The sequence below is a fragment of the Hydrogenovibrio crunogenus genome, assembly GCF_004786015.1.
GTDB classification, from domain to species: Bacteria; Pseudomonadota; Gammaproteobacteria; order Thiomicrospirales; family Thiomicrospiraceae; genus Hydrogenovibrio; species Hydrogenovibrio crunogenus.
Map to the genome: position 1 here is coordinate 1071388 of NZ_CP032096.1, position 23504 is coordinate 1094891.

Sequence of the window (23504 nt, forward strand, 5' to 3'; positions counted from 1 at the left end):
ATCAATCACCTTATTAATGTAGATTTGCCAAACTTACTGTGAAGTAAGGACGGAAAGCCACGGGTCTTTGTCATCAAATAAAGATAGCCGGGTTGCGTAGAGGAAGTGACAGAATCAAAACCATACATTTTCTGCCCCGTTTAAGGACAAATGGAGTTAATAGTTAGGTCAAAAGAAAGGTAATATAGATTGTTATGAAGCTTAAAAGAAGAGAAAATATTTTTCGAACGCAAAAGAAATCTCACTTTAAAACGATTACTTTCTTTGTCGTCGCGATGATGGTACTTGTTTCTTATGTCTATTCAGTTGATCCGACTGTTATCGACATGCTGTAATAATAGGATATGATCTTAGATTGTAAATACAATCGTCGCTAATCCTAAGAAGACGAAGAAACCAAGAGAATCTGTTACGGTCGTCAGCATTAATCCTGATGCTAAGGCAGGGTCGACTTTGATTTTGTTAAGAAACAAGGGAATTAAAGCGCCTGCAAATGCCGCTGCAACAAGGTTGATTAGCATCGCAGCACCGAAAATAATCCCTAGCGCACTGTCTTGAAACCAAAACCAGGTGACAACACTGGTTAAGATGGCCCATAAAAGCCCATTAAAACTTCCTACCGCCGTTTCCTTTAAAATCAGTTTATGACTATTTTTGGCACCTAGTTTTCCTGTCGCGATGGCTCGAATAACAATAGTGGCCGTTTGCGTGCCTGCTATTCCCCCCATGCTTGCGATAATTGGCATCAAAACGGCTAAAGCCACCACTTGTTCAATCGTCGCTTCAAAAAAACCGATTACAATAGATGCAAAAATAGCGGTTAATAAATTGATCCCTAGCCAAAAAGAACGTCTTTTAGCGGAGCGAAGAGGCGGGGCAAACAAATCTTCTTCATCATCTAGACCGGCGCTGGCCATTTGAGCTCTTTCAGCTTCTTCTCGGATGATGTCGACAACATCATCAATGGTGATGCGTCCCAGTACAAAGTTATTTTCATCAACGACGGCAATCGAGATCAAGTCGTTTTTTTCAAAAATAGTGGCAACCTCTTTGTCTGGTACTAAAGCTTTAATAGCAAACCGTTTCGGGTCGACTAAGTCAGCGACAAGCGTTTCTTCATCATGCACCAGGAGCTCATTAAGCTTCAATGTCCCCTGATATTTCCCATCTCGATCTCTGACAATCAGATCAACCATGTCTTTCGGCAGAGAGCCTATTTTGCGTAGAAGACGGATGACTACTTCAAGTGTGACATCAGAGCGAACAGCGATGAAATCAGTACTCATTAATCCACCTGCAGTGTCTTCCGGATAAGATAATGCGGTTTGTACAGCACGGCGGTTTTGTTCCGGTAATTTAGCCAGTAAGCTGCTTTTTTCTTCATCTGGTAAAGATTGAATAATATCCGCGATATCATCGGTTTCAAGCGCTTCTGTCAGTTGAATGATTTCGTGTTGATCGAGATGGCTTAATAAGTTGGCCCGAACTTCGTCATTGGTGTGCCCTAAGATTTCCCCTTGCGTATCAGAGGGGAGTAATCCCCATAATTGCGAACGTTCTTTCGGTGGTGTGGCTTCTAATATTTCGGCAACTTCTTCGGCAACAAGACCTTGTAAAAGTTGCTGAATGTAATCCGTGTTTTGTTCGCTAACGGCTTTGTGGAGTTGTTCGGTAATCTGAAGTTTGTCAATTGTATGATGAATTTGAGACATGGGCATTTCTCGAAACAATTAGGTTGTTATGTTTTAGTCTGATTATGCCTTGAAAAGGGTGTAACGCAACTAAAATTTTACGATTTGTATTTTAACGGTCACTCTTTTTCTTTACAGACAGACGTAAAAAAAGGGCTTTAAAAGCCCTTTTTTTGAAGAGTGAGGTTTAAGCTTCTTCTTCAGTGGTCATGTTTTTAACACCACCAGACTTTTGGTGATGACTGCCGATTTTTTCTTTATGTTTGATGATTTGACGGTCTAGCTTGTCAATAAGAGCATCAATAGAAGCGTACATGTCATCACATGTATGCTCTGCAAATAAATCTTTTCCAGAGGCGTGAACGGTTGCTTCCGCTTTTTGTTGTTGTTTTTCGACGGTTAAAATAACATGAGCATTCGTCACGTGATCAAAGTGTCTGGTTAATTTTTGCATTTTTTCAGTTACATAGTCACGAAGTGCATCTGTAATTTCGATGTGATGGCCTGTAATATTGATTTGCATAGTATCGCTCCTTAATCTTATTTTTGCTGCGATTTTACAGGGAAGCTTAAAAGAAAATCTAAGCTTGTTTTTCAATTTCAGTATAGCATACAGTCAAGAAAGTAAAAGGCGTTTTCAGGTTAATTAAAAGTTTTGTAAGAGTTGCCGTGTTTCTCTAATGAAAGTTTTCACCTAGGTAAACTCGCTTAACATCGGCATTGCTCAGAATTTCGTGCGGTGCGCCCTGTGCGAGAATGGTTCCTGCATGAAGAATGTAAGCCTGATCACAAACCCCAAGGGTTTCTCGGACATTATGGTCAGTGATTAAAACGCCAATGCCTTTCATTTTTAAATGCAAAATAATGTTTTGAATGTCTTTGACCGAAATCGGATCTACCCCTGCAAAAGGCTCATCTAATAAGATGAAATCAGGTTCCATAGCTAAGGCTCGCGCTATCTCAACGCGACGTCTTTCTCCACCGGATAGTGCCTGCCCTAATTGTGTGGTGATGTGACCAATCTGCAGATCATCAATCAATTCTTCATAATGTTGTTTTTTTTGATCTAGCGTCAGTTCAGGGCGCATTTCAAGAATGGCCATAATATTCTGCTCAACAGTCAGTTTTCGAAAAACAGACGCTTCCTGGGGGAGATATCCAATACCTAATTTTGCCCTTTGATCGATCGAAAGGTTGCTGATCTCTTGGTTGTTAAGGAATATTTCTCCCGCATCATTTGGGACGAGTCCTGTCATCATGTAAAAGGTGGTTGTTTTTCCTGCGCCATTCGGTCCAAGCAGCCCAACAACTTGACCGCTTTCAACATCTAGGTCGACGGAGCTGACAACGCGACGACGTTTATAGCTTTTGGCGATTTTCCGTGCATAAAAATGAGCCATTTATGGTTGTGACTCCGACTGTTTTTGAGTTGTATTTGATTCTTCGGGTTCAAAAATAACGGTGATACGTTTCTTTTCTACCTTGTTCCCTTTGGCAGAAAGGGTTTTGTCGTTCAGGTTATAAAGTATTTCAGGGCCGGAAATGCTGTTTTTACCTTCCTGGTTGACGAAGGCATTACCTTCAAGCAACACAGTACGATTTTCTGCATGGTAGGTGATGGTGTCTGCTCGACCATCAACCCAGTTTTGTTCTTCCGGTAAAAAGCGTTTAAAAGTGGCAGGTTGCCCAATCACTATTGCTTTTATCACTTTTCTGTTTGGGTGGAAAATGGTGACTTTGTCGCCATGAATGACCGTTGTGCCTTGGGTAATGATGACTCGGCCACTGTAAATGCTTTGACCCTTTTGGTCTTGAGAAATAAGACTGTCCGCTTTAATTTCAATGGGTAAGGATTCTTCATTGGTATTTGGTGTTGACTCGGCACTATTGACCTGAGTGCTTATAGCGGTAAGCAGTAAGAAAAAGCTGGTGAGTAAAGTTTTATGGGACATGGCGTTTTTTCTGCTTTTAATTAAGTTTATCGTTAATGATGTTTATTTGTCTTCTGTTTTTTGAGGTTGGTAAACCGTTTTTACGTCAGATAGAAAACGGTATTTTCCTGAAGTCATATTGGCTTTAAAGCCAATGCCGCTAATCATTAAACCGGGCTCAATTATTTCTGTGTACACTTTGCTCGTTAATGTTTCTGACAAAGTATTATAAGAAATCTGTTCAGATTTTAATGTTTTATTTTCGGAAGGGGATTGTTTTTCAACCATGTGGATAACGACATCGCCATTGAAGTGAACGATTTGGTCATTTACAGACTGTCCTTGCAAGCTCTTGATTGTAAACGCACTGGTCTCTTTGTCTTGGATGATGTAAGGGTTTTTAAAACGGCTTTGTTTTGTTTTGTTTTGATAAAAAACTTCATCAGAATAAATAATGGTTTGTTTGGTATTGGGAGTCAGCTTTGGAATTTGCCAGCTGGTAGATTCAAAGATTTGCCAACTGTGGGTCAGAGACAGAGGCTTCGATTGGACGGAAGAGGCATCTCTATTGATGGATTGTTTGAATGCGATGGTTAAAACAACCAGTGCCGCTACAAATAATAAAATGACGGAAAGTTTTTTTGACATGACAGCCTGATATTCGTGTTTTTTGCTGTCTGCGGCAATCGCTGCAAAGCATTAAAACACGCTGATTTACGTAATGGGTAAGATTGTATCAGACTTCTTTACGTAAATAAAAATCCATGTGAGCTTGCCACAGATCCTGAGATTTAAGAATCAGTTCGCAAATTTCGCGCACGCATCCCTGTCCACCTTTAAATTTCGAAATATAGTCCACGCGTGGTTTAACTTCATGGTCTGCATCCAAAGGACATACAGATAGACCAACACGGGTTAATATCGGAAGGTCTAAGATGTCATCTCCGATGTAGGCAATTTCGTTAAAGTGTAAACCGAGTTTTTCGACCAGGTTTAAAAAGGTTGGCAGCTTGTCTGGAACCCCTTGATATAAATGCTTGACCTTTAAATCCTGCATTCTTTTTTCAGTTAATGGAGATTTACGTCCAGTTATGATACCGATTTCAATCCCGCTTTTTTGTAGCATGACCATGCCATGACCATCACGGGTAAAGAAAGCTTTATACTCCAGTCCATCATCACCATAAATCAGTTTATTGTCAGAAAGGACGCCATCGATATCTAGAATCAGCAGTTTGATCTTCGATGCTTTATCGATTAAGTGTTGTTCAATAGACATGTTTGAATTCCTTTAGCCTGCGACGCTTCTGAAGTAAAGTAATAGCATATAACCAATGAAGCTGATTAACAGAATGTAGCCTTCTGTTTTGGTAATTACCGCTTTGCCTTTTCTAGGGAGTGCTACTAATAGCATAGCCAGTGTTAAGGCAAGCATAATAGGATAGTCGAGTAATAAAGTCGCATTGTCAATAACCGAAGGAGCAATCAATGCAGGCATTGACATAACGGCTAATAAATTAAATAGGTTTGAACCTAGAATATTCCCGATCATTAGATCGGCCTCGCCTTTTTTAGCTGCTGTAATAGCGGCTGCAAGTTCTGGTAAACTTGTTCCAATCGCAACAATGGTTAGACCAATAATCATTTCAGGAACATGAAAGAAGTGCGCAATTTCAACCGCACCCCAAACCATCATCTTGGCACTGATCATTAATATGACCAGCCCTAAGATAAGAAAGCTTAACGCTTTTTGGTTGCTTAATTTGGGAAGGTCTTCAAGTTCTTCGATGGTTTCTTCTGCTAGAGGGTCATTCGGATTGATGTTTTTATTTGCTCGGATCATCCAGGTCATTACGATTAACAGTAAGGCCAGTAGAATGATGCCGTCTGTGAAATCTAAATCCTGATCCAACATCAGCAAAATACCCACTAAAGAGATGGCGAGTAAGATTGGGAATTCGCGCTTAAGAAGTGAAGACTTGATCACTACGGGAGAGATGATTGCTGTAACCCCGAGCACTAAACCAATATTAGCAATGTTTGATCCCACCACGTTCCCAATTGCTAACCCGGGGCTGTCATCGATAGAGGCCAATATCGCCACTAAAATTTCCGGAGCGGAGGTACCAAACCCTAAGACGACAACGCCAATAATGAGCGGTGAAATGTTCATGTGAATCGCCGTGCTGGCAGCACCTTCAATGAAGATGTCAGAGCTCCAAACCAAGAGGGCTAAACCTACGAATAAAACAATTAGTGGTAGAATGAGGCTACTTGTCATGTAATGTCTTTTGCTTGTTTTTCTTTTCAAGTTGAAAAATATAAAGCCAACATTATATGTTTTTTTATAATGAAAATAAATAAAGTTTATAAAGCGCAAGGAAGTAAACGTGGACAACTTAATCATCGGTACACAAGGCTGGGAGTCCGAAAGCTGGTTAGACTCTTTTTATCAGGAAGATATGCCTGAAGATTGGCGGCTTGATTATTACAGTAATTTTTTTGAGTGTGTATTAGTTGAAGAATCTGTGTGGCGGTCATGGTCAGAAGAAATGCTGGAAGAATTGGCTGATATGCTTGAAGGAGAATCTTTTTGGTTTTACCTAGAGGTTGTGAGTGAGTTTAACGAACAAAGCGTTCATCAACTTCAAAAAATAAAGCAGATTTTACAAGACCAGGCATCGGGTATTATTTTGAAAAACATCAATCAAGAGCTTCCTGAAAACCTTAAAGGGTATACCGTAACACTGGTTTCGAAAACCGCTAAGAAAAGCGGATGGTGCTGGGAATATGAGGGAGTCTATGTCTCGGGTGAGCCAGTAGGGTTTGTTGAAAAGTTAAATGCCGATGGAAAAGTTCAGTCAAGCATGTTGAAGCAGTTTATGCAATCTTTACCAAATGAGCTAAATGGTGCGCCTTTTTTTGTCGGTGGAGAAAAGATTGATATAGACCAAGTGAAAAACTTAAAAATTGTCGGTGAAATTATGGGCTATTAGGTTTATTGTCTTTGGGTTTAAATAAAAGTTTGTTAATATCTTTTCCTTAACTTTTTAGAAAGTGGCTTAAATAATTAAAGTTGTGCTTTGAAACATATGTCAGTTGAATCGATAATCGAAATAAAAAATTTAAGTTTTTCTCGTGGTGATCGCAAAATCTTTGAGGATCTTTCGTTGAATATCCCGGCGGGAAAAGTGACGGCGATTATGGGGCCAAGCGGTACTGGGAAAACAACGTTATTAAAACTGATAGCAGGGCAGTTGCAGCCTGATAGTGGACAAGTGTTGGTAAACGGGGAAGATGTTCATCAGTTAAGAAGAAAAAAATTGTATGAACTGCGTCGAAAAATGGGCATGCTTTTTCAAAGTGGTGCTTTATTAACAGATTTAAATGTCTTTGATAATGTGGCCTTTCCGGTTCGCGAACATACAAAGCTTCCGGAAGAAATTATTCGTCCTTTGGTGTTGATGAAACTACAAGCTGTTGGATTAAGAGGTGCGCAGGCATTAAAAGTTTCAGAATTGTCTGGTGGCATGGCTCGACGGGTTGCCTTGGCAAGAGCCATTGCATTGGATCCTGACATGATTTTTTATGACGAGCCTTTTGTTGGACAGGATCCGATTACGATGGGAGTGTTGATTGAGCTCATACGCAAACTAAATGACAGCCTTAATTTAACCAGCGTGGCGGTGTCACATGATGTGAATGAAGTATTATCCATCGCAGACTACGCCTGTGTTCTGTCAGAAGGAAGGATTATTGCTGAAGGCACGGCTGAATCCTTACTGGAGTCTTCTTCGGACTATGTTCAGCAGTTTTTGAAAGGCTTGCCCGATGGCCCTGTTCCCTTTGATTACCCAACCAAACCTTACTTACAGGATTTAAGCTTATGAATCCGTTGTTTCGATTACTGATCAGCCTGGGTGAATCAGCTTTAAGGATATTTACCAGTTTTGGACGGGGTGCTATCTTTATTTTATCGTTATTACCCGCACTGCCTTATTCCATTTTGAGATTAGATTTACTGGTTAAACAAGTCTATTTTTCAGGCGTATTGTCTTTGCCAATCATTTTGACGGCAGGCCTGTTTGTCGGTATGGTCTTAAGTTTACAGGGTTATAACGTGTTGGTTGATTATAACTCTGAAGAGGCGGTTGGCACGATGACCGCTTTGTCTTTATTGAGAGAGTTGGGGCCTGTGGTGGCTGCTTTATTGTTTGCAGGTCGCGCCGGCTCGGCATTAACCGCTGAAATTGGGTTGATGCGGTCAACAGAGCAGTTGTCAGCCTTAGAAATGATGGCGGTCGATCCGTTAAAATTTGTATTTTCGCCACGTTTTACAGCGGCTTTAATTGTACTGCCAATGCTGTCACTAATGTTTATTGCCATGGGGATTTTGGGTGGTTACATTGTCGGTGTTGGTTGGCTTGGCGTCGATGAAGGCGCTTTTTGGACTCAAATGAATGAACACGTTGACTGGAATGAAGATGTGCTGAATGGCATTATTAAATCAATTGCATTTGCAGTTTTGATTGCTATCGTTGCTTTATTTCAAGGGTATGATGCTATTCCAACGTCAGAAGGGGTCAGTCGGGCAACCACTCGCACGGTTGTTCATTCTTCATTAGGAGTGTTAGGGCTGGACTTTATCTTGACAGCGATCATGTTTCACTAAATAAATAGATTTAACAACAGAGCAACAAATTTTTAGGATAAAAAGAATGACTCGACGAAAAATAATTGAAATTTGGGTAGGCGTTTTTGTCTTGCTGGCAATGATTTCTTTGATCATGATTGCCTTAAAAGTCAGTAACTTTCAAGGTCTTCAAGAAAAGCCGACTTACCAAATTAATGCCTTGTTCAGTAATATCGGTGGTTTAAAAGTGCGCTCTCCCGTTAAAATCAGTGGTGTTGTCGTGGGGCGGGTCAGTGATATTTCGGTTGATAAGACGACATATCAAGCACGCGTAAAGATGCAAATTTACAAGGATTATGATGAGCTTCCTTTAGATACATCAGCGTCTATATTAACGTCGGGCTTGCTTGGAGATCAGTATATTGGCTTGGAACCCGGAGCGGATGATGTGTATTTAAGAGAGGGTGACCAGCTCGACTTGGTTCAGCCAGCTTTGGTCTTGGAAGAGTTGATCGGGCAGTTTTTAACCAAATTTGCAGACAGTGGAGACAGTTCAAAATGAATTATTTTAAACCCTTTTTGTTAATGCTCTCACTTTTAGGGTTTAGCGGTGGTGTTGCTTGTGCTCAACCTATTTCACAAGACAACCCTGAAACGCTTGTTAAGGAGCTTTCAGAAACAGTTGTATCCGAAGTTGATGCTCGACGAGAAGAACTGGAAGCAGACCCTCAAAAGATTAAAGCTTTTGCAGATGAATTTGTTCTACCCTACGTTGACACCCCCAAAATGGCGCGTTATGTAATGGGGCGTTATTGGAGAACCGCAACGAAAGCTCAGCAAGAAGCATTTGTTGATGCCTTTACGAACACGTTGTTACGGTCATACTCTAAAAGTATCCTAAAGTTAAAAGTCACCAGTATTGTGGTTGAAAAAATGATTGAAACACGCGAAGGGCGTGCATCTGTCAAAACTGAAGTCACACAAGCCGATGGTAATAAGTCGACCGTGGTTTACCGGGCTTATTGGAACAAGAAAAAGCAAAAGTGGTTTTTATACGATGTTTCTATTGAAGGAATTAGCATGTTGTTGAACTATCGAAAATCTTTCGCATCGGAATTTCAAAAATCAGGTATTGATGACGTGATTAAAGGGTTGGTCATCAAAAATAATGAATCAAAATTGGTTGAGCCAGAAGAGAGCTAAGCAATGATGGTTGTTAATGTGTCAAAGGAAACAGTCGCGATTGTTGAAGAGAATCTGATTAAGCTTTCAGGACACATCAATATGGATGCGGTTTCCAACTTTTATGCGCAAGGTATTAAAAGCTTGATGACCCCGATAGAGGTGGTTGACTGTTCGAAAGTGAAAGAAGCCGATTCTTCCTGCTTGGCATTATTGCTGTATTTTCAATCACTAATTGATCACCCTTTAAAGGTGTTGTCGTTACCTGATGACCTGAAAGTACTCGTCAATCTGTATAACTTGGATGATGTTTTTCATTTTTCTTAATTGTATCGCTCATTATTAAATCAGTGTGTTTTGATACATTTCTTTTTACATTCTAAATTGGTTTTAGGGGTTTTAACTTATGTCAGCTCCCGCTGTTTCATTTCAGGCTGTTAAAAAGCAGTATGGTTCTTTAGACGCCTTGAAAGGGGTGTCTTTTGATGTCAGGCCTGGTAGTTTTTTTGGCTTGTTAGGTCCGAATGGGGCCGGAAAATCCACTTTGATTAACAGTATGGCGGGTTTGGTCAAGCCGACATCCGGTAAGATTTTGGTGAATGGGTACGATGTGAATACCGATTACCGTCAAGCTCGCCGTTATTTAGGCGTGGTTCCGCAGGAATTGATTTCGGATCCGTTTTTTACTTTACGTGAGCTGTTGGATATTCAAAGTGGTTATTTTGGTTTAAGAAGTCGTGAGCAAAAATTATGGATTGATGAGTTGCTGGAGCGCTTAGCCTTAACAGATAAAGCCAATTCTGTAACCAATGAGTTGTCCGGTGGGATGAAACGAAGAGTGTTGATTGCCATGGCGCTGGTTCATCGCCCGGAAGTATTGGTGTTGGATGAACCGACAGCAGGGGTTGACGTCGACTTGAGGCGCACACTTTGGGAATTCACTAAAGAGTTGCATAAAAAAGGTCATACAATCATTCTAACCACGCATTATTTGGAGGAAGCGGAAGCGTTGTGTGAAGAGGTTGCCATTGTAAAAGGAGGTGAGCTTAAAGCCATGGAGACCACTTCTGATCTGCTGTCTCGCCACAACTACCGTTATTTGAGAGTTGTTTTGGAGGCTTCAGCAGGGTTTGAGGAGAAAAAGTTATCCCCTGAGTTAAAAGAACGTTTTATTGAGCAGGATGCGAATGGCCTGATGTTTAAATTGGAAAAGAATGTGCCTTTAAATCAAATGTTAAGCTGGCTGTCCCAAAGTCATTTGAGTGTGAGAGATCTGACTAGTCGAGATGCGACTTTGGAAGAAGTCTTTTTAGATTTAACAGGAGAGGCTTAAGATGGAAACAAATTGGATTGGATGTTGGGCACTTTTTGTTAAAGAAGTGCGTCGTTTTTACTCGGTGGCTGTACAGACAGTATTTGCACCGGTGGTCTCTTCATTGTTGTATTTGTTAATCTTTGGGCAAGTGATTGACACCAAAATTGAAGTGTTCAGTGGTTTGTCGTATAGTCAGTTTTTGATTCCAGGTCTGGTGATGATGACGATTCTGCAAAATGCATTTTCGAATACCTCGTCGAGTCTGATTCAATCTAAAATGCATGGCAATTTAACATTCGTGATGCTGAGTCCCATTTCCCCTTTAGAATTCTATCTTGCCTTTGTTGGCGCTTCCATTGTGCGAGGTCTGGCTGTCGGGTTAGGGGTGTTAGTCGTAGGGATTGTTGGGTTTGACATTGCCTGGCAATCACCAATGTGGATTTTATTGTTTGCTGTATTGAGTGCGGCAATCATGGGTGGCGTTGGTATGACGGCCGGAATTTTATCCGATAAGTATGATCACTTGGCGGCATTTCAAAACTTTATCATTATTCCATTAACCTTTTTGAGTGGGGTTTTCTATTCAATTCATGCGTTGCCTGACTTTTGGCAAGTGTTTTCACACTTTAATCCTTTCTTCTATATGGTAGATGGGTTTAGGTATGGTTTTTTTACGCAATCGGATGTCTCTATTTATTTAAGTTTAGCCGTAACAACGCTGTTCTTTTTAGGCATCACTGCGATAAATCTGATTTTATTGTATAAAGGCGTTAAAATACGCAACTAAATTTTAAAATGACTTTCAATAAGTTAAAAAGTGAAGAATAAAGTATGTCCCCAGAAAAAATTCGCGAGATGATTCAATCAGTCATTGAAGATGCTCAAGTTAAAATGAGCGGAGAAGATTGTAATTTTGCCATTGAAGTGACCAGTGCTTCGTTTGAAGGAAAATCGCCTTTGCAACGTCATAGAATGGTCAATGATATCTTTAAAGATGAATTTGCCAGTGGTGCATTACATGCCTTGTCCATCAAAACCAAGTTGCCTGAGTAAACCATGGATAAACTAGTCATTGAAGGACCATGCCAGCTTGAGGGATCGGTACAAATTTCAGGTGCAAAGAATGCGGCTTTGCCAATCTTGATGGGGTGTTTGTTATCTGAAACACCTGTCGTATTGTCTAATGTTCCGCATTTAAAAGATGTGACAACGACCATTCAGTTGCTTGCAACGATGGGGGTTGAAGTGATGTTTGATGAAGAATTAAATATTGAAATTGATGCTTCAAACATTACCACTAAAGAAGCGCCTTATGAATTGGTTAAAACCATGCGTGCTTCTATTTTGACGATGGGGCCTTTATTGGCTCGTTTTGGTGAAGCGAAAGTGTCATTGCCTGGCGGTTGTGCCATCGGGTCACGCCCAGTCAATATTCATATTGAAGGCATGCAGAAAATGGGCGCTGAAATCAAAGTTGAGCAAGGCTATATTATTGCCACGGCTGACCGATTGGTGGGTGCGGATATTACAATGGAACCTGTAACTGTAACAGGGACTGAAAACCTTTTGATGGCAGCGGTATTGGCCGAAGGTCGTACTACGCTGAGAAATGCTGCGAAAGAGCCTGAAGTGTCTGACTTAGCGCATTTTTTAAATAAAATGGGCGCGAAAATCAGTGGTATTGATACCGATACGCTTGTCATTGAAGGGGTTGAAAAGCTAACCGGTGTGTCTTATCGAGTGATACCGGATCGAATTGAAGCTGGTACTTATCTTGCCGCAGCCGCTTTAACCCAAAGCTGTGTGACCGTAAAAGAGGTTGTTCCAGACCATCTAACTGCCGTGTTAGATAAATTTACAGAGGCGGGTGCCTTGGTAACAACGACTGATAACACCATTACATTAGATATGCGTAACCGTTCTTTGAAACCAGTCAATATTGTTACGGATCCTTATCCAGCGTTTCCAACGGATATGCAGGCTCAGTTTGTCGTGATGAATTGTTTGGCGGAAGGGGAAGCAAGTGTGGAAGAGACCATTTTTGAAAACCGCTTTATGCATGTTTCTGAGCTGGTCAGAATGGGAGCAGATATTCATGTTGAAGGGAATGTGGCTCATACCAAAGGCGTGGACCAATTAATTGGTGCTCCGGTCATGGCCACTGATTTAAGAGCTTCTGCAAGTTTGATTTTGGCAGGATTAGTCGCAAAAGGTGAAACGGTCGTCAGTCGTATTTACCATATTGATCGTGGTTACGAGCTGATTGAAGAAAAATTTCATAAGCTAGGCGCCCACATTTACCGAGCAAATTAATAACTATGATGGTTCTTAAAAGGACCATCACTGTTTAACCCAATATTCAATAAAAGTTTATAAGAAGATAGAATTATGGCAGACCAATTAACGATTGCCTTATCCAAAGGTCGAATTTATAAAGATACGCTTCCGCTTTTGGAAGCTGCAAATATTATTCCGCAGGAAGATCCAAGTAAGTCGCGTAAGTTGATTATTCCGACAAACCACGAAAATGTGCGTCTTTTAATTGTGCGTGCAACTGATGCACCAACCTATGTCGCTCATGGCGCTGCGGATATCGGTGTGGCTGGGAAAGATGTTTTGATGGAAGCGCCATCGGATAACTTAAACGAACTGCTGGATTTAAAAATTGCGAAATGTAAATTGATGGTGGCCGGGCCAAAAGAGGCGAAACCGCATGGACATCGTTTGAAAATTGCGACCAAATATATTCAATCAGCGAAAGCTTATTATGCACAACAAGGTCAACAAGTTGATTTGATCAAGCTTTATGGCTCAATGGAAATTGCACCTTTAATTGATTTGGCCGACAAAATCGTCGACTTGGTGGATACTGGGAATACTTTAAAAGCGAACGGCTTGGTTCCGGAAGAGCATATCGCGGATATCAGTTCACGTTTAATTGTGAATGAACATGCCTATAAAACCAAGTTTAAACAAATAAATGATATTGTTGAGAAATTTAGAGCGGCGATTTAATGTCGGTTATGAATGAATATCAGTGTGATACATAATAAAATGGCTGCGGATTTCAAGAAGAAACTCGGTCAAAATAAGTTAGAGTGGAAAATAAAATGTTAAATATTAGAAAATTATCTGCCAATGCAGAAGGGTTTAAAGCTGAATTAGAAGCCTTGCTTGCCTGGGAAACCGTTTCTAATGATTCAGTCAATGAAATTGTCAAAGATGTACTCAAAAATGTTCGTGAAAGAGGCGACGAAGCACTCCTGGAATATACCGCTAAGTTTGATCGTTTGACCTTGGCGAAAGGGTCTGACCTTGAAATTCCAAAATCAGAGCTTGAAGCGGCTTTAAAGCGTATTCCACAAGATCAACGAGAAGGGCTGGAGCTTTCAGCACAACGTGTTAAAGCGTATCATGAAAAACAAGTGATGAAATCTTGGTCTTATACCGAAGATGATGGCACTTTTCTGGGGCAACAAGTAACTTGTTTAGACCGCGTTGGGCTTTATGTGCCTGGCGGAAAAGCGGCTTATCCGTCTTCTGTTATTATGAATGCCATTCCTGCTAAAGTGGCAGGTGTACCTGAGCTGATTATGGTTGTGCCTACTCCAGACGGTGAAGTCAATGATATGGTGTTGGCAGCCGCGGCGATTTGCGGCGTTGATAGAGTCTTTACTTTAGGCGGGGCGCAAGCTGTCGCCGCATTGGCTTATGGAACCGAAACTGTTCCGCCGGTTGATAAAGTGGTGGGACCTGGAAATATCTTTGTCGCAACGGCGAAACGTGAAGTTTATGGAACGGTTGGCATTGATATGATTGCCGGTCCATCTGAAATTTTGGTGTACTGTGATGGCAAGACCAACCCGGACTGGATTGCGATGGACTTATTTTCACAAGCCGAGCATGATGAGGACGCACAATCTATTTTAGTGACGCAAGATGCTGAGTTTGCTGAAAAAGTGTATTTAAGTATGAATAAATTGGTTAAAACACTTCCAAGAGAAGAAATTATTACCAAAGCGATTACCGATCGTGGTGCGATTATTGTGGTGGATAATGAAGATCAAGCCATTGAAATGATTAACTATATTGCTCCAGAGCATTTAGAGTTATCAGTTGATGAGCCGAAAGCTTTGCTGCCAAAAATCAAGCATGCCGGAGCAATTTTTATGGGGCGTTACACTGCGGAAGCGCTGGGAGACTACTGTGCCGGACCGAACCACGTTTTACCAACATCAAGAACAGCACGTTTCTCTTCGCCACTAGGCGTGTACGATTTCCAAAAACGTTCAAGTTTAATTATGTGTTCTGCCGAAGGCGCGAATATGCTTGGGCAGGTAGCGGGTGTTTTAGCCGATGGTGAGGGCTTGCAGGCTCATGCTGCTTCTGCACGTTACCGAGTAAAAGATTAAACATTAATCCACTTGCGTAAAATAAAAAAATGGCCAGGTCTGGTCATTTTTTTTGCCTGTTTGATGTTACTTATTTGAATCAAGCTTATTTTGTAAGAGTCATAAATCATTGGATGGATATATGAAAACGACAGAGCTGGTGCAGTATTTAGATGATTTTTTAGAAGCGACAACCTTTAAAGATTATGCGCCTAATGGGTTGCAAGTAGAAGGCAAGTCAGAAATTACTAAAATTGTGACAGGCGTTACCGCTTGTCAGGCTTTAATTGATGCCGCAATCGCAGAAAAAGCCGATGCGATTATCGTTCATCATGGATATTTCTGGAAAAATGAACCGATAACGATTACCGGCATGAAACAAAAGCGAATTCGTTCTTTGTTAGAAAATGAGATTAACCTGTTAGGCTATCATTTACCGCTCGATGCTCATCCAACGTTAGGTAACAATGCCATGCTAGGTGAGTTGTGGTCGTTAGAAGATATCACCCCTGAGCCAGGTTTGGTTAGGCTGGGACGCCTATCGTCTCCCATGAGAATTGATGCATTGATTGAATCTGTTGAAAACAGCTTGCACCGAACACCGTTGCATTTGCCTGGTGGTCCATCAGAAGTTGAAACTGTTGCTTGGTGCAGTGGTGGAGCGCAAGGTTACATTGAAAAAGCGATTGAATGGGACGCGGATGTTTATATCAGCGGTGAAGTCTCAGAGCAAACCACGCATCAAGCGCTGGAAAATAAAATTCATTACTTGGCAGCAGGTCATCACGCGACTGAAAGACTTGGTGTTAAAGCCTTGGGAGAGCATTTGTCTCAAGCGTTTGATTTAGAAGTTGTTTTTATTGATATTGATAACCCGGTTTAAAAATAAGCTTAAGTATTAGTGAGTAATAATTTTTTTTATAATTGTGATTAGTTTTATTTATAAAATAATTTTTGATGGTCATAAAGAGATATTGATGTAACGATTAATTTTGCTTTGGTAAAATACCTCGGCTCAGTTGGTTATTTTTAAGGTTTGTTGAAAGTGTTTTTGCATTTTTTTGACAAAATTTAAAAATACAAAACAAGCTGCTAATGCCGGTTTTACGGGGTTAGCCAGAAATTCTGAATAGAATAATTACCTATAAAATGGACAAAAGAGGACGTCTCTATGTCATCAGAGAACACAGAAAAAACGAATTTGACACGTCGAAAAGTGTTGACCGCTGCCACTGGGGTTGTGGGTGCAACGGGTGCGACTTTTCTAGCCGTACCCTTTGTCAGTTCATGGCAACCGAGTGAAAAAGCCAAAGCAGCAGGCGCGCCTGTTGATGCTGATATCAGTCAATTATTGCCAGGGCAAATGTTAACGGTTTCATGGCGAGGCAAGCCTGTCTGGGTCGTGCGCCGTACCCCTGAAATGTTGGATATTCTTCCAACACTTGATGACACCTTAAGAGATCCTCATTCAGAAGTTTCAGAACAGCCTGATTATTGTGAAAATGAAGTTCGCGCTATCAAAGAAGAATTCTTAGTGGTTGTTGGGGTGTGTACGCATTTAGGGTGTGCTCCTTTATACCGCCCAGCGGTGAACTCGCCTGATATGGCTGAGGGGTGGAAAGGCGGTTTCTTCTGTCCTTGTCACGGCTCAAGCTTTGATTTAGCTGGTCGCGTATTCCAAGGTGTGCCTGCACCAACGAATTTGGCCATTCCTCCTTATCGCTATTTATCCTCTACGGTTATCCGTGTTGGTGAAAACCCAGAAGAAGGAGCAGCATAATGCAACCATCACATCCAACACCGAAAAATTCTTTACTAGCATGGCTAGATGCCCGCTATCCACTCGTGAGCACCTGGAATGTCCATGTTGCACAATACTATGCGCCTAAAAACTTTAACTTCTGGTACTTTTTTGGTTCTTTAGCATTGTTAGTGTTAATCAATCAATTTGTGACCGGTATTTGGCTGACGATGAGTTTCAAACCTAGTGCAGCAGAAGCCTTTAACTCAGTCGAATACATTATGCGAGATGTTGAATGGGGCTGGTTGATACGTTATATGCACTCCACTGGAGCCTCGGCCTTCTTTATTGTGATTTACTTCCATATGATGCGAGGACTGCTTTACGGCTCCTATAAAAACCCACGAGAACTGGTGTGGTTAATTGGAATGTTGCTCTTTGTTGTTCTTATGGCTGAGGCTTTTATGGGCTATTTGTTGCCATGGGGCCAAATGTCTTATTGGGGGGCACAGGTAATTATTTCATTGTTTGGGGCCATCCCTGTGATTGGACCGGATTTAGCGGTTTGGGTTCGAGGTGATTTTGTTATCTCTGATGCCACGTTGAATCGTTTCTTTGCGTTACATGTCATTGCTTTGCCTTTGGTACTATTGATCTTAGTCTTCATGCATATTGTTGCGCTTCACCAAGTTGGATCGAACAACCCAGATGGTGTTGAGATTAAAAAATATAAAAACGAGCAAGGGTTGCCAATTGACGGGATTACTTTCCACCCTTATTACACGGTAAAAGATCTGTTTGGTGCTGCCGTCTTTATGTTCTTGTTCGCCTTTGTGGTGTTCTATATGCCAGAAGGAGGCGGTTACTTTATCGAACCCCCTAATTTTGAACCAGCTAACCCATTGAAGACGCCTGATCATATTGCACCGGTTTGGTACTTCACACCTTTCTATGCAGTGCTACGCGCCATACCGGATAAGTTGCTTGGCGTTATTGCAATGGGAGCCGCTATTGGTGTCTTGTTTGCCATGCCATGGCTTGATCGTTGTAAAGTGAAGTCAATTCGCTATCGTGGGGTTTCTTATAAAGTCTTGCTAACGATGTTTGTGGTCAGTTTCTTTGTGCTAGGTTGGTTAGGAACACAGCCTGCGACACCTGAGCTGACAAAATTAGCGCGAATCTTCACCGCGACCTATTTCTTATTCTTTATTATTCTGCCGTTCACTTCTGCGAGCGAGCGAACGAAGCCGGTACCAGAGAGGGTCAGTTAAATGAAAAAAATTCTAGCAACTTTAACGATTTTAATGACGCTTCCCCTGACTGGTTTTGCCGCAGGGGGATATAGTATTGAACTGGAAAAAGCCAATAACAGCTTAGAAGATAAAGACTCTCTGCAAAGAGGGGCCATTTTATTTTCTGAGTATTGCATGGCGTGTCACTCCCTTAAATACATGCGATATAACCGAATTGCACGTGATTTAGGCTGGGAAGATGAAGAAGCGGTTGCCTATATGACCTATAACCAAAACAAGCCGGTCGATTCAGTTATGACTCGTATGTTACCGGGTGTGGATAAAGAAGTATTGGGCACGAACGTTCCAGATCTTTCTTTGATGGCACGTTTGAAAGGTACGGATTATATCTATAGCTTCTTAAGAGGTTATGAAATCGATGAGAAGACTGGGGAGTGGGATAACAAGTTACTTCACGGTACCTCTATGCCGAATGTGTTAGAAGGAATGCAACGTCATATGAGTGCTGAGGAGTATGATCAAGCAACCCGTGATATCGCCAACTTCTTGGAATATGTCGGGGAGCCAGCTAAGTTGCAGCGTCATGATCTTGGTTGGAAGGTGTTGCTCTTCTTGTTGGTGTTGATTGTGATTACCTACTTGCTGAAAAAAGAATATTGGCGAGATGTGAAACACTAATCATCATTATTATTAAAGCCCGCTCTGCGGGCTTTTTTATTAAGGAATCTCTAGATGGCGAAAAAAATAAAAATGGCGTATGTCTGTACGGAATGCGGCGCTGATTTTGCTCAGTGGCAAGGTCAGTGTAATGCATGCCAGGAATGGAATACATTAAAAGAATTTAAAGTTTCAGCCTCTAAAGCAAAATCTAGTGTGTCGCATGCAACAGGAAGTTATGCTGGCGCAGTTGAAAGCACTGTTTTGTCAGTGAATGAAGTTGAGTTGTCAGAAATCCCCCGCATGGATTCCAGTTTATCGGAGCTTGATCGTGTGCTAGGTGGGGGGATTGTCCCGGGCTCTGTGGTGTTGATTGGTGGTGATCCAGGTGTTGGGAAATCGTCTTTGTTGCTGCAAGTCTCTTGTCAATTGAGTCAGTCTCAGAAAGTGCTTTATGTCACGGGAGAAGAATCGCTTCAACAGGTCGCCATGCGTGCCAAACGTATGGGGTTGCCTGAAGACAAACTGCGGCTTTTAACGGAAACCGATGTCGAATCGATTGTGATGGCGGCGCAAAATGAAAAGCCTGCCATTATGGTGGTGGACTCTATCCAAACCATGCAGCTGTCAGAAGTTTCCAGTGCGGCGGGTGGTGTGTCTCAAGTACGTGAATCGGCAGCCTTCTTAACACGTTATGCAAAGCAAAACCAAGTGATGATCTTTCTTGTCGGGCATGTGACCAAGTCAGGAGAAGTGGCGGGTCCGCGCGTATTGGAACACATTGTTGATACGGTATTATTCTTGGAAGGTCAATCGGATAGCCGTTTTCGAACACTTCGTGCCATTAAAAATCGCTTTGGTGCTGTCAATGAGTTGGGTGTTTTCGCCATGACTGATAAAGGCATGAAGCAGATTAAAAACCCATCAGCCATTTTCTTGTCGCGTGCGGATGAGCCATCCCCAGGTTCGGTGGTTATGGTGTTGTGGGAAGGATCTCGTCCATTGTTGGTTGAAATACAAGCTTTGGTGGATGAGTCGCCCTATGGCGCACCGAAACGTGTGACAGTTGGGCTGGAATATAATCGGATGGCCATGTTGCTCGCAGTGTTGCACCGTCATGCAGGGGTGCAGGCGGGTGATCAGGATGTTTATGTCAATGTCGTCGGTGGGGTTAAAGTGACGGAAACCAGTGCGGACTTGGCTGTCTTGAGTGCCATTGTGTCCAGTTTAAAAAATAAGACCCTTTCGCAGGACTTGATCATTTTTGGGGAGGTCGGGTTGTCAGGTGAAATTCGCCCGGTTTCCAGTGGTCAAGAGCGCATTTTAGAGGCGGCTAAGCATGGTTTTAAGCGGGCCATCGTTCCGAATGGTAATATCCCGAAAGGCGGTGTGGCCGGAATGGAGGTGCAAGGTGTTTCAACTTTGCAACAAGCTCTGGACCTAATTTAAATTTCGCTTCTTCCTAGAAATAAAAAAACCGCCAGGCCTGGCGGTTTTTTTATAACAGGATAGGTCTAAAGGTTCGTTAAGCCAAGTAGTCCTGCCATTCCTTAAATAATTCAGGCGTGGTGGCTGCGACGGCTGAGCGTTTCACAACACGGTCGACCAAAACCGACTCTCCATCAAGTGTGGCGCTTTGCCCACCCGCTTCTTCTACGATTAGCCAACCTGCTGCATAATCCCAAATATTTTGGGCACCATGGCAATAAACCTGTCCGCGCCCAGCCGCAATCCAACACCAATCCAGAGCGACAGACCCAATGCTTCTTTGAGACGCATAAGGCGGTGTTTGGACGAGTTTTAAAGCCAGTTCCGCTGATAAGCGTTTAAAGTCGACAATGCCGATACATTTTTTTAAAGTGGTTTTGGGTGTTTCAGCCACTAAGGGTTGATGGTTTAATTCTGCACCTAATCCTTTTCGAGCTGCAAACAGTTCGTCTCTGTCTGGGTCATACACCATGCCCGCGACTACCTGGCCATTCACCACCAAAGCCAGAGAAACACTGAAAATGGGAATGCCACTGGCAAAATTACTGGTGCCATCCACTGGATCTAAAATCCAACATCCTTGAGTTGATCTAAGGGCTTCAGCTTGTTCTTCTTGTGAGGATTCTTCTCCCAGGAAATCGAATTGTGGCCACTGTTTCATTAAGAATTCTGCGGTGGCTTTTTGCATCTCGGTGTCTGCTTCTGTCAAAACCGAGCCATCGGCTTTGGTAGTGGAAGTGACTTTTTCAAAACGCGATAAGACTTCTTGTTTGGCCAAGGTGACGATGCCGTCTTTTAATGTTTGCCACTCTTGTGCATTGTTAAACAATTGCGTCATATAAATCTTCCTTTTATTGAAAACGTTGCGTCGGGTCGATTTGGTTTAAATTGACTTTTTCAATCGCATGTTTAGAGGTTTCAATGACTTCGAGCGTATAGTTACCAACACGAAGACAGGTGCCCACTTCCGGTAAGGTTTCCAGTTCTTCTTGAATGAGCCCGTTTAATGTTTTGGGACCATCGGTTGGTAAGTCAAAATGATAGGTTTTATTCAAATCACGAATAAATTCAGAAGCATCAAAAGTAATCGACCCATCTTCATGCATGTGCACTCGCGTAAATGCTTTTTCACGCGTGTCTGTGCTGAATTTACCCACAATCTCTTCTAGCAGATCTTCTAAAGTCAACAAGCCTTGCAGATTACCGTATTCATCTACGATTAAAGCCATGTGGCGCTTGTGTTTGTTGAAATGTGACAACTGAATGTTCAAAGTGGTCGTTTCCGGAATAAAGTAGCCTGGTCGGGTGGCTTTGATCAAGTCTTTTAAAGACAAGTCCGGCTTAGTCAATAACGGTAATGCTTTACGTAAATTGATAACCCCTAAAATATCTTCATCCAAGTTATCTCGATATACCGGAATGCGTGTGAAGGGTGATTTAACAATGCGTTTAACAATTTCTTCAATCGGCTGGTTTACATCAATGCCATAAATATCCTGCTTTGGAATCATCACGTCTTCAACCGTAATGCTTTCCAGTTGCATGATCCCGCTGAGCATGGTGCGATACTGTTTTGGTAAACGTCCAGTTGCTTCATTAATAAGGGTTTGAAGCTCTTCACGACTCAAAGAATGGCTGTCTGGGTTGTTTCGTTTTACTTTGACACCGAATAACCGTAAGAAATTATTGGCGAAAAAGTTCACCAACCAAACCAAAGGCGATAAGAGTTTTAGCAGCGGCTCCAATACGAAAGAGGCTGGGTAAGCAATGCGTTCCGGATGCAACGCCGCCAATGTTTTGGGCGCGACTTCAGAAAAAACCAGAATGACCATTGTTAATATCCCAGCAGCAAGTGCAATGCCGGCTTCACCAATCAATCGCATGGCAATAATCGTTGCAACAGAAGAAGCGAAAATATTAACAAAGTTGTTTCCAAGAAGGATGACACCAAGCAAACGATCTGGTGTTTCAAGAAGTTTTTGCGCCTTAATGGCACCTTTATGACCTTCTTTCACTTTATGTTTCAGGCGATATTTATTCAGTGCCATCATTCCGGTTTCAGTACCGGAAAATAAAGCGGAAAGGATAATTAATAAAGCTAATATGCCGAAAAGGGCAGATATGGGCAGACTATTCAAAATGGGTCTTTTGGGTAGTTAATCGAAAGGAAATTATAGCGGTTCTGAAATAGAATCGCCATGACATTTTTAAATCGAATTTATCGTTGCATTAATTTTTATTGGGGACCGTGTACAAAGAACAATAGAATGATTTCTGTACCGATGTAACTGAGGATTAATAGGAAGTATGCCCAGATGGTGTAATAAGCGGCTTTCTGGCCTCGCCAACCAAATTTGAAATGACCAAAAATCAATAAGCCGTAAGTTAACCAAGCCAAGATTGCAAAAAAGGTTTTATGCACTAAATGTTGGGCAAAAATATCTTCCATGAAAAACACACCGCTGATCAGTGCGAAACTTAAAAAGATAAACCCAATAATGACTAACTGAATGAGGGTTTTTTCCATGATTTGCAATGGTGGCAAGTTTTTGAAAATAATGCTCAGTTGTCGTTTTTGAAAGCGTTTTTCCTGAATGGCGTATAACGTTGCCTGTGCCGCAGCCAGACCCATAATGCTGTAGGCGGTAATGGAAATCAAAACATGGCTGCCAAGTTCAAATGGTAAGGGCTGTAATGTGCTTCCAGCGAAAGGGAGTAACGTGGTAATGGCCGCAATCGGGAAAATAAACACCCCTAAGTTTTCTGTCGCCTTATTGATATTGGTGATTAGCAATGCCACCACTGCAATCCAACTAATCAGCGACAATCCCGTTCCGAAGCTGAATAAAATTAAATCTTTGGTAAAAAGGTGGCCAGCAAAAGAAAAGAGGTGCACTATTGCGGCTAATAAGGCCAGGGTAAGTAATTTCTTGCGGTTAAAATTGGGTTCTGAGGATTCATCTGTTTTAAAGCGCTGCCAAAGTAAACGGGTGGCAAATAAGTACAGCAAGCTAGAAAAAAGGGCAACCAGGGCGCTTATGACCATCTTAATCCTTCCAATTGGTTTAAAAGAAAGCGTACGAAATATTTGAAGACGCCTTTAAATGTCTATCAAGTTAACGCTCTTTTAGATATTTAACGCATAAAACCGTATAATATCGAAAATTAGCATTAAATGAAACGAAATTAAAAATAAAGCACTGACTTAGCTGTTTTCAAGAT

The 23504-nt window shown here is 41.8% G+C and carries 28 protein-coding genes and 1 riboswitch; of the genes, 18 read left to right on the top strand and 10 right to left on the bottom strand.

What is annotated here, in order from left to right:
- The first annotated feature begins 16 nt into the window (after nucleotides 1–16).
- Nucleotides 17–100, top strand: a riboswitch (cyclic di-GMP riboswitch).
- Between the two features lie 94 nt (nucleotides 101–194).
- Complete coding sequence (locus GHNINEIG_RS11670) at nucleotides 195–335, top strand: hypothetical protein (protein ID WP_189636931.1); 141 nt, start codon at nucleotides 195–197, stop codon at nucleotides 333–335.
- A gap of 15 nt (nucleotides 336–350) precedes the next feature.
- Here GHNINEIG_RS11670 and mgtE read toward each other — a convergent pair whose 3' ends face one another.
- The 7 genes from mgtE to GHNINEIG_RS05170 all read right to left on the bottom strand — a co-directional run bounded on the left by mgtE (nucleotide 351) and on the right by GHNINEIG_RS05170 (nucleotide 5903).
- Complete coding sequence (gene mgtE, locus GHNINEIG_RS05140) at nucleotides 351–1712, bottom strand: magnesium transporter (RefSeq protein ID WP_135795655.1); 1362 nt, start codon at nucleotides 1710–1712, stop codon at nucleotides 351–353.
- 166 nt (nucleotides 1713–1878) lie between these two features.
- On the bottom strand, nucleotides 1879–2214 hold the full coding sequence (gene hpf / locus GHNINEIG_RS05145) for a ribosome hibernation-promoting factor, HPF/YfiA family (protein WP_011370394.1): 336 nt from the start codon (nucleotides 2212–2214) through the stop codon (nucleotides 1879–1881).
- Nucleotides 2215–2368: 154 nt separating this feature from the next.
- Nucleotides 2369–3091, bottom strand: coding sequence for an LPS export ABC transporter ATP-binding protein (lptB, locus tag GHNINEIG_RS05150; RefSeq protein WP_135795656.1), 723 nt, complete (start codon nucleotides 3089–3091; stop codon nucleotides 2369–2371).
- Nucleotides 3092–3643, bottom strand: coding sequence for a lipopolysaccharide transport periplasmic protein LptA (gene lptA, locus GHNINEIG_RS05155; RefSeq protein ID WP_135795657.1), 552 nt, complete (start codon nucleotides 3641–3643; stop codon nucleotides 3092–3094).
- A 42-nt stretch (nucleotides 3644–3685) separates the two neighbouring features.
- Entirely contained in the window at nucleotides 3686–4270 is a 585-nt protein-coding gene (gene lptC, locus GHNINEIG_RS05160) for an LPS export ABC transporter periplasmic protein LptC (RefSeq protein ID WP_135795658.1), read from the bottom strand.
- A gap of 88 nt (nucleotides 4271–4358) precedes the next feature.
- Nucleotides 4359–4901: a KdsC family phosphatase gene (locus GHNINEIG_RS05165; protein ID WP_135795659.1), complete on the bottom strand. Its 543-nt coding sequence runs from the start codon at nucleotides 4899–4901 to the stop codon at nucleotides 4359–4361.
- 12 nt (nucleotides 4902–4913) lie between these two features.
- Complete coding sequence (locus tag GHNINEIG_RS05170; protein ID WP_135795660.1) at nucleotides 4914–5903, bottom strand: calcium/sodium antiporter; 990 nt, start codon at nucleotides 5901–5903, stop codon at nucleotides 4914–4916.
- Nucleotides 5904–6012: 109 nt separating this feature from the next.
- Here GHNINEIG_RS05170 and GHNINEIG_RS05175 point away from each other — a divergent pair, with 109 nt between their 5' ends.
- From GHNINEIG_RS05175 to radA, 17 genes are all read left to right on the top strand, one after another.
- The gene (locus GHNINEIG_RS05175; RefSeq protein WP_135795661.1) at nucleotides 6013–6618 is read left to right on the top strand and encodes a DUF72 domain-containing protein; all 606 of its coding nucleotides are present in this window, start codon (nucleotides 6013–6015) and stop codon (nucleotides 6616–6618) included.
- 96 nt (nucleotides 6619–6714) lie between these two features.
- A complete protein-coding gene (locus GHNINEIG_RS05180; RefSeq protein ID WP_135796831.1) occupies nucleotides 6715–7512 on the top strand; it encodes an ATP-binding cassette domain-containing protein in 798 nt (265 codons plus the stop codon).
- Nucleotides 7509–8294: a lipid asymmetry maintenance ABC transporter permease subunit MlaE gene (gene mlaE / locus GHNINEIG_RS05185; protein WP_189636932.1), complete on the top strand. Its 786-nt coding sequence runs from the start codon at nucleotides 7509–7511 to the stop codon at nucleotides 8292–8294. Before GHNINEIG_RS05180 ends, mlaE begins: the two co-directional genes overlap by 4 nt.
- Nucleotides 8295–8340: 46 nt before the next feature.
- Complete coding sequence (mlaD, locus tag GHNINEIG_RS05190; RefSeq protein ID WP_135795662.1) at nucleotides 8341–8817, top strand: outer membrane lipid asymmetry maintenance protein MlaD; 477 nt, start codon at nucleotides 8341–8343, stop codon at nucleotides 8815–8817.
- Nucleotides 8814–9458 (top strand): MlaC/ttg2D family ABC transporter substrate-binding protein, encoded by a 645-nt coding sequence (locus GHNINEIG_RS05195; protein WP_135795663.1) that lies wholly within the window; start codon nucleotides 8814–8816, stop codon nucleotides 9456–9458. Before mlaD ends, GHNINEIG_RS05195 begins: the two co-directional genes overlap by 4 nt.
- A 3-nt stretch (nucleotides 9459–9461) precedes the next feature.
- Nucleotides 9462–9764, top strand: coding sequence for an STAS domain-containing protein (locus GHNINEIG_RS05200; RefSeq protein WP_135795664.1), 303 nt, complete (start codon nucleotides 9462–9464; stop codon nucleotides 9762–9764).
- Nucleotides 9765–9843: 79 nt separating this feature from the next.
- The gene (locus tag GHNINEIG_RS05205) at nucleotides 9844–10770 is read left to right on the top strand and encodes an ABC transporter ATP-binding protein (protein WP_135795665.1); all 927 of its coding nucleotides are present in this window, start codon (nucleotides 9844–9846) and stop codon (nucleotides 10768–10770) included.
- A 1-nt stretch (nucleotide 10771) separates the two neighbouring features.
- Complete coding sequence (locus GHNINEIG_RS05210) at nucleotides 10772–11539, top strand: ABC transporter permease (RefSeq protein ID WP_135795666.1); 768 nt, start codon at nucleotides 10772–10774, stop codon at nucleotides 11537–11539.
- Nucleotides 11540–11583: 44 nt separating this feature from the next.
- A complete protein-coding gene (locus GHNINEIG_RS05215) occupies nucleotides 11584–11805 on the top strand; it encodes a BolA family protein (RefSeq protein ID WP_135795667.1) in 222 nt (73 codons plus the stop codon).
- Between the two features lie 3 nt (nucleotides 11806–11808).
- Nucleotides 11809–13065 (top strand): UDP-N-acetylglucosamine 1-carboxyvinyltransferase, encoded by a 1257-nt coding sequence (gene murA / locus GHNINEIG_RS05220; protein WP_135795668.1) that lies wholly within the window; start codon nucleotides 11809–11811, stop codon nucleotides 13063–13065.
- 75 nt (nucleotides 13066–13140) lie between these two features.
- On the top strand, nucleotides 13141–13767 hold the full coding sequence (gene hisG / locus GHNINEIG_RS05225; protein WP_135795669.1) for an ATP phosphoribosyltransferase: 627 nt from the start codon (nucleotides 13141–13143) through the stop codon (nucleotides 13765–13767).
- 95 nt (nucleotides 13768–13862) lie between these two features.
- Nucleotides 13863–15164: a histidinol dehydrogenase gene (gene hisD, locus GHNINEIG_RS05230; RefSeq protein ID WP_135795670.1), complete on the top strand. Its 1302-nt coding sequence runs from the start codon at nucleotides 13863–13865 to the stop codon at nucleotides 15162–15164.
- 121 nt (nucleotides 15165–15285) lie between these two features.
- Entirely contained in the window at nucleotides 15286–16026 is a 741-nt protein-coding gene (locus GHNINEIG_RS05235) for a Nif3-like dinuclear metal center hexameric protein (protein ID WP_135795671.1), read from the top strand.
- 288 nt (nucleotides 16027–16314) lie between these two features.
- The gene (gene petA, locus GHNINEIG_RS05240) at nucleotides 16315–16923 is read left to right on the top strand and encodes a ubiquinol-cytochrome c reductase iron-sulfur subunit (protein WP_135795672.1); all 609 of its coding nucleotides are present in this window, start codon (nucleotides 16315–16317) and stop codon (nucleotides 16921–16923) included.
- Complete coding sequence (locus tag GHNINEIG_RS05245; protein ID WP_135795673.1) at nucleotides 16923–18155, top strand: cytochrome b; 1233 nt, start codon at nucleotides 16923–16925, stop codon at nucleotides 18153–18155. The genes petA and GHNINEIG_RS05245 overlap by 1 nt, the downstream gene beginning before the upstream one ends.
- Nucleotides 18156–18815, top strand: a complete 660-nt coding sequence (locus GHNINEIG_RS05250; RefSeq protein WP_135795674.1) for a cytochrome c1 — start codon at nucleotides 18156–18158, stop codon at nucleotides 18813–18815.
- Between the two features lie 54 nt (nucleotides 18816–18869).
- Nucleotides 18870–20243 (top strand): DNA repair protein RadA, encoded by a 1374-nt coding sequence (radA, locus tag GHNINEIG_RS05255; protein WP_135795675.1) that lies wholly within the window; start codon nucleotides 18870–18872, stop codon nucleotides 20241–20243.
- A 76-nt stretch (nucleotides 20244–20319) separates the two neighbouring features.
- Here the strand turns inward: radA and GHNINEIG_RS05260 are convergent, their stop codons facing one another.
- The 3 genes from GHNINEIG_RS05260 to GHNINEIG_RS05270 form a co-directional block, all read right to left on the bottom strand.
- Nucleotides 20320–21120, bottom strand: coding sequence for an inositol monophosphatase family protein (locus tag GHNINEIG_RS05260; RefSeq protein WP_135795676.1), 801 nt, complete (start codon nucleotides 21118–21120; stop codon nucleotides 20320–20322).
- A 13-nt stretch (nucleotides 21121–21133) separates the two neighbouring features.
- Nucleotides 21134–22420, bottom strand: a complete 1287-nt coding sequence (locus tag GHNINEIG_RS05265; protein WP_135795677.1) for an HlyC/CorC family transporter — start codon at nucleotides 22418–22420, stop codon at nucleotides 21134–21136.
- A gap of 98 nt (nucleotides 22421–22518) precedes the next feature.
- Nucleotides 22519–23328, bottom strand: coding sequence for a cytochrome C assembly family protein (locus GHNINEIG_RS05270; RefSeq protein WP_135795678.1), 810 nt, complete (start codon nucleotides 23326–23328; stop codon nucleotides 22519–22521).
- Nucleotides 23329–23504: the final 176 nt, after the last annotated feature.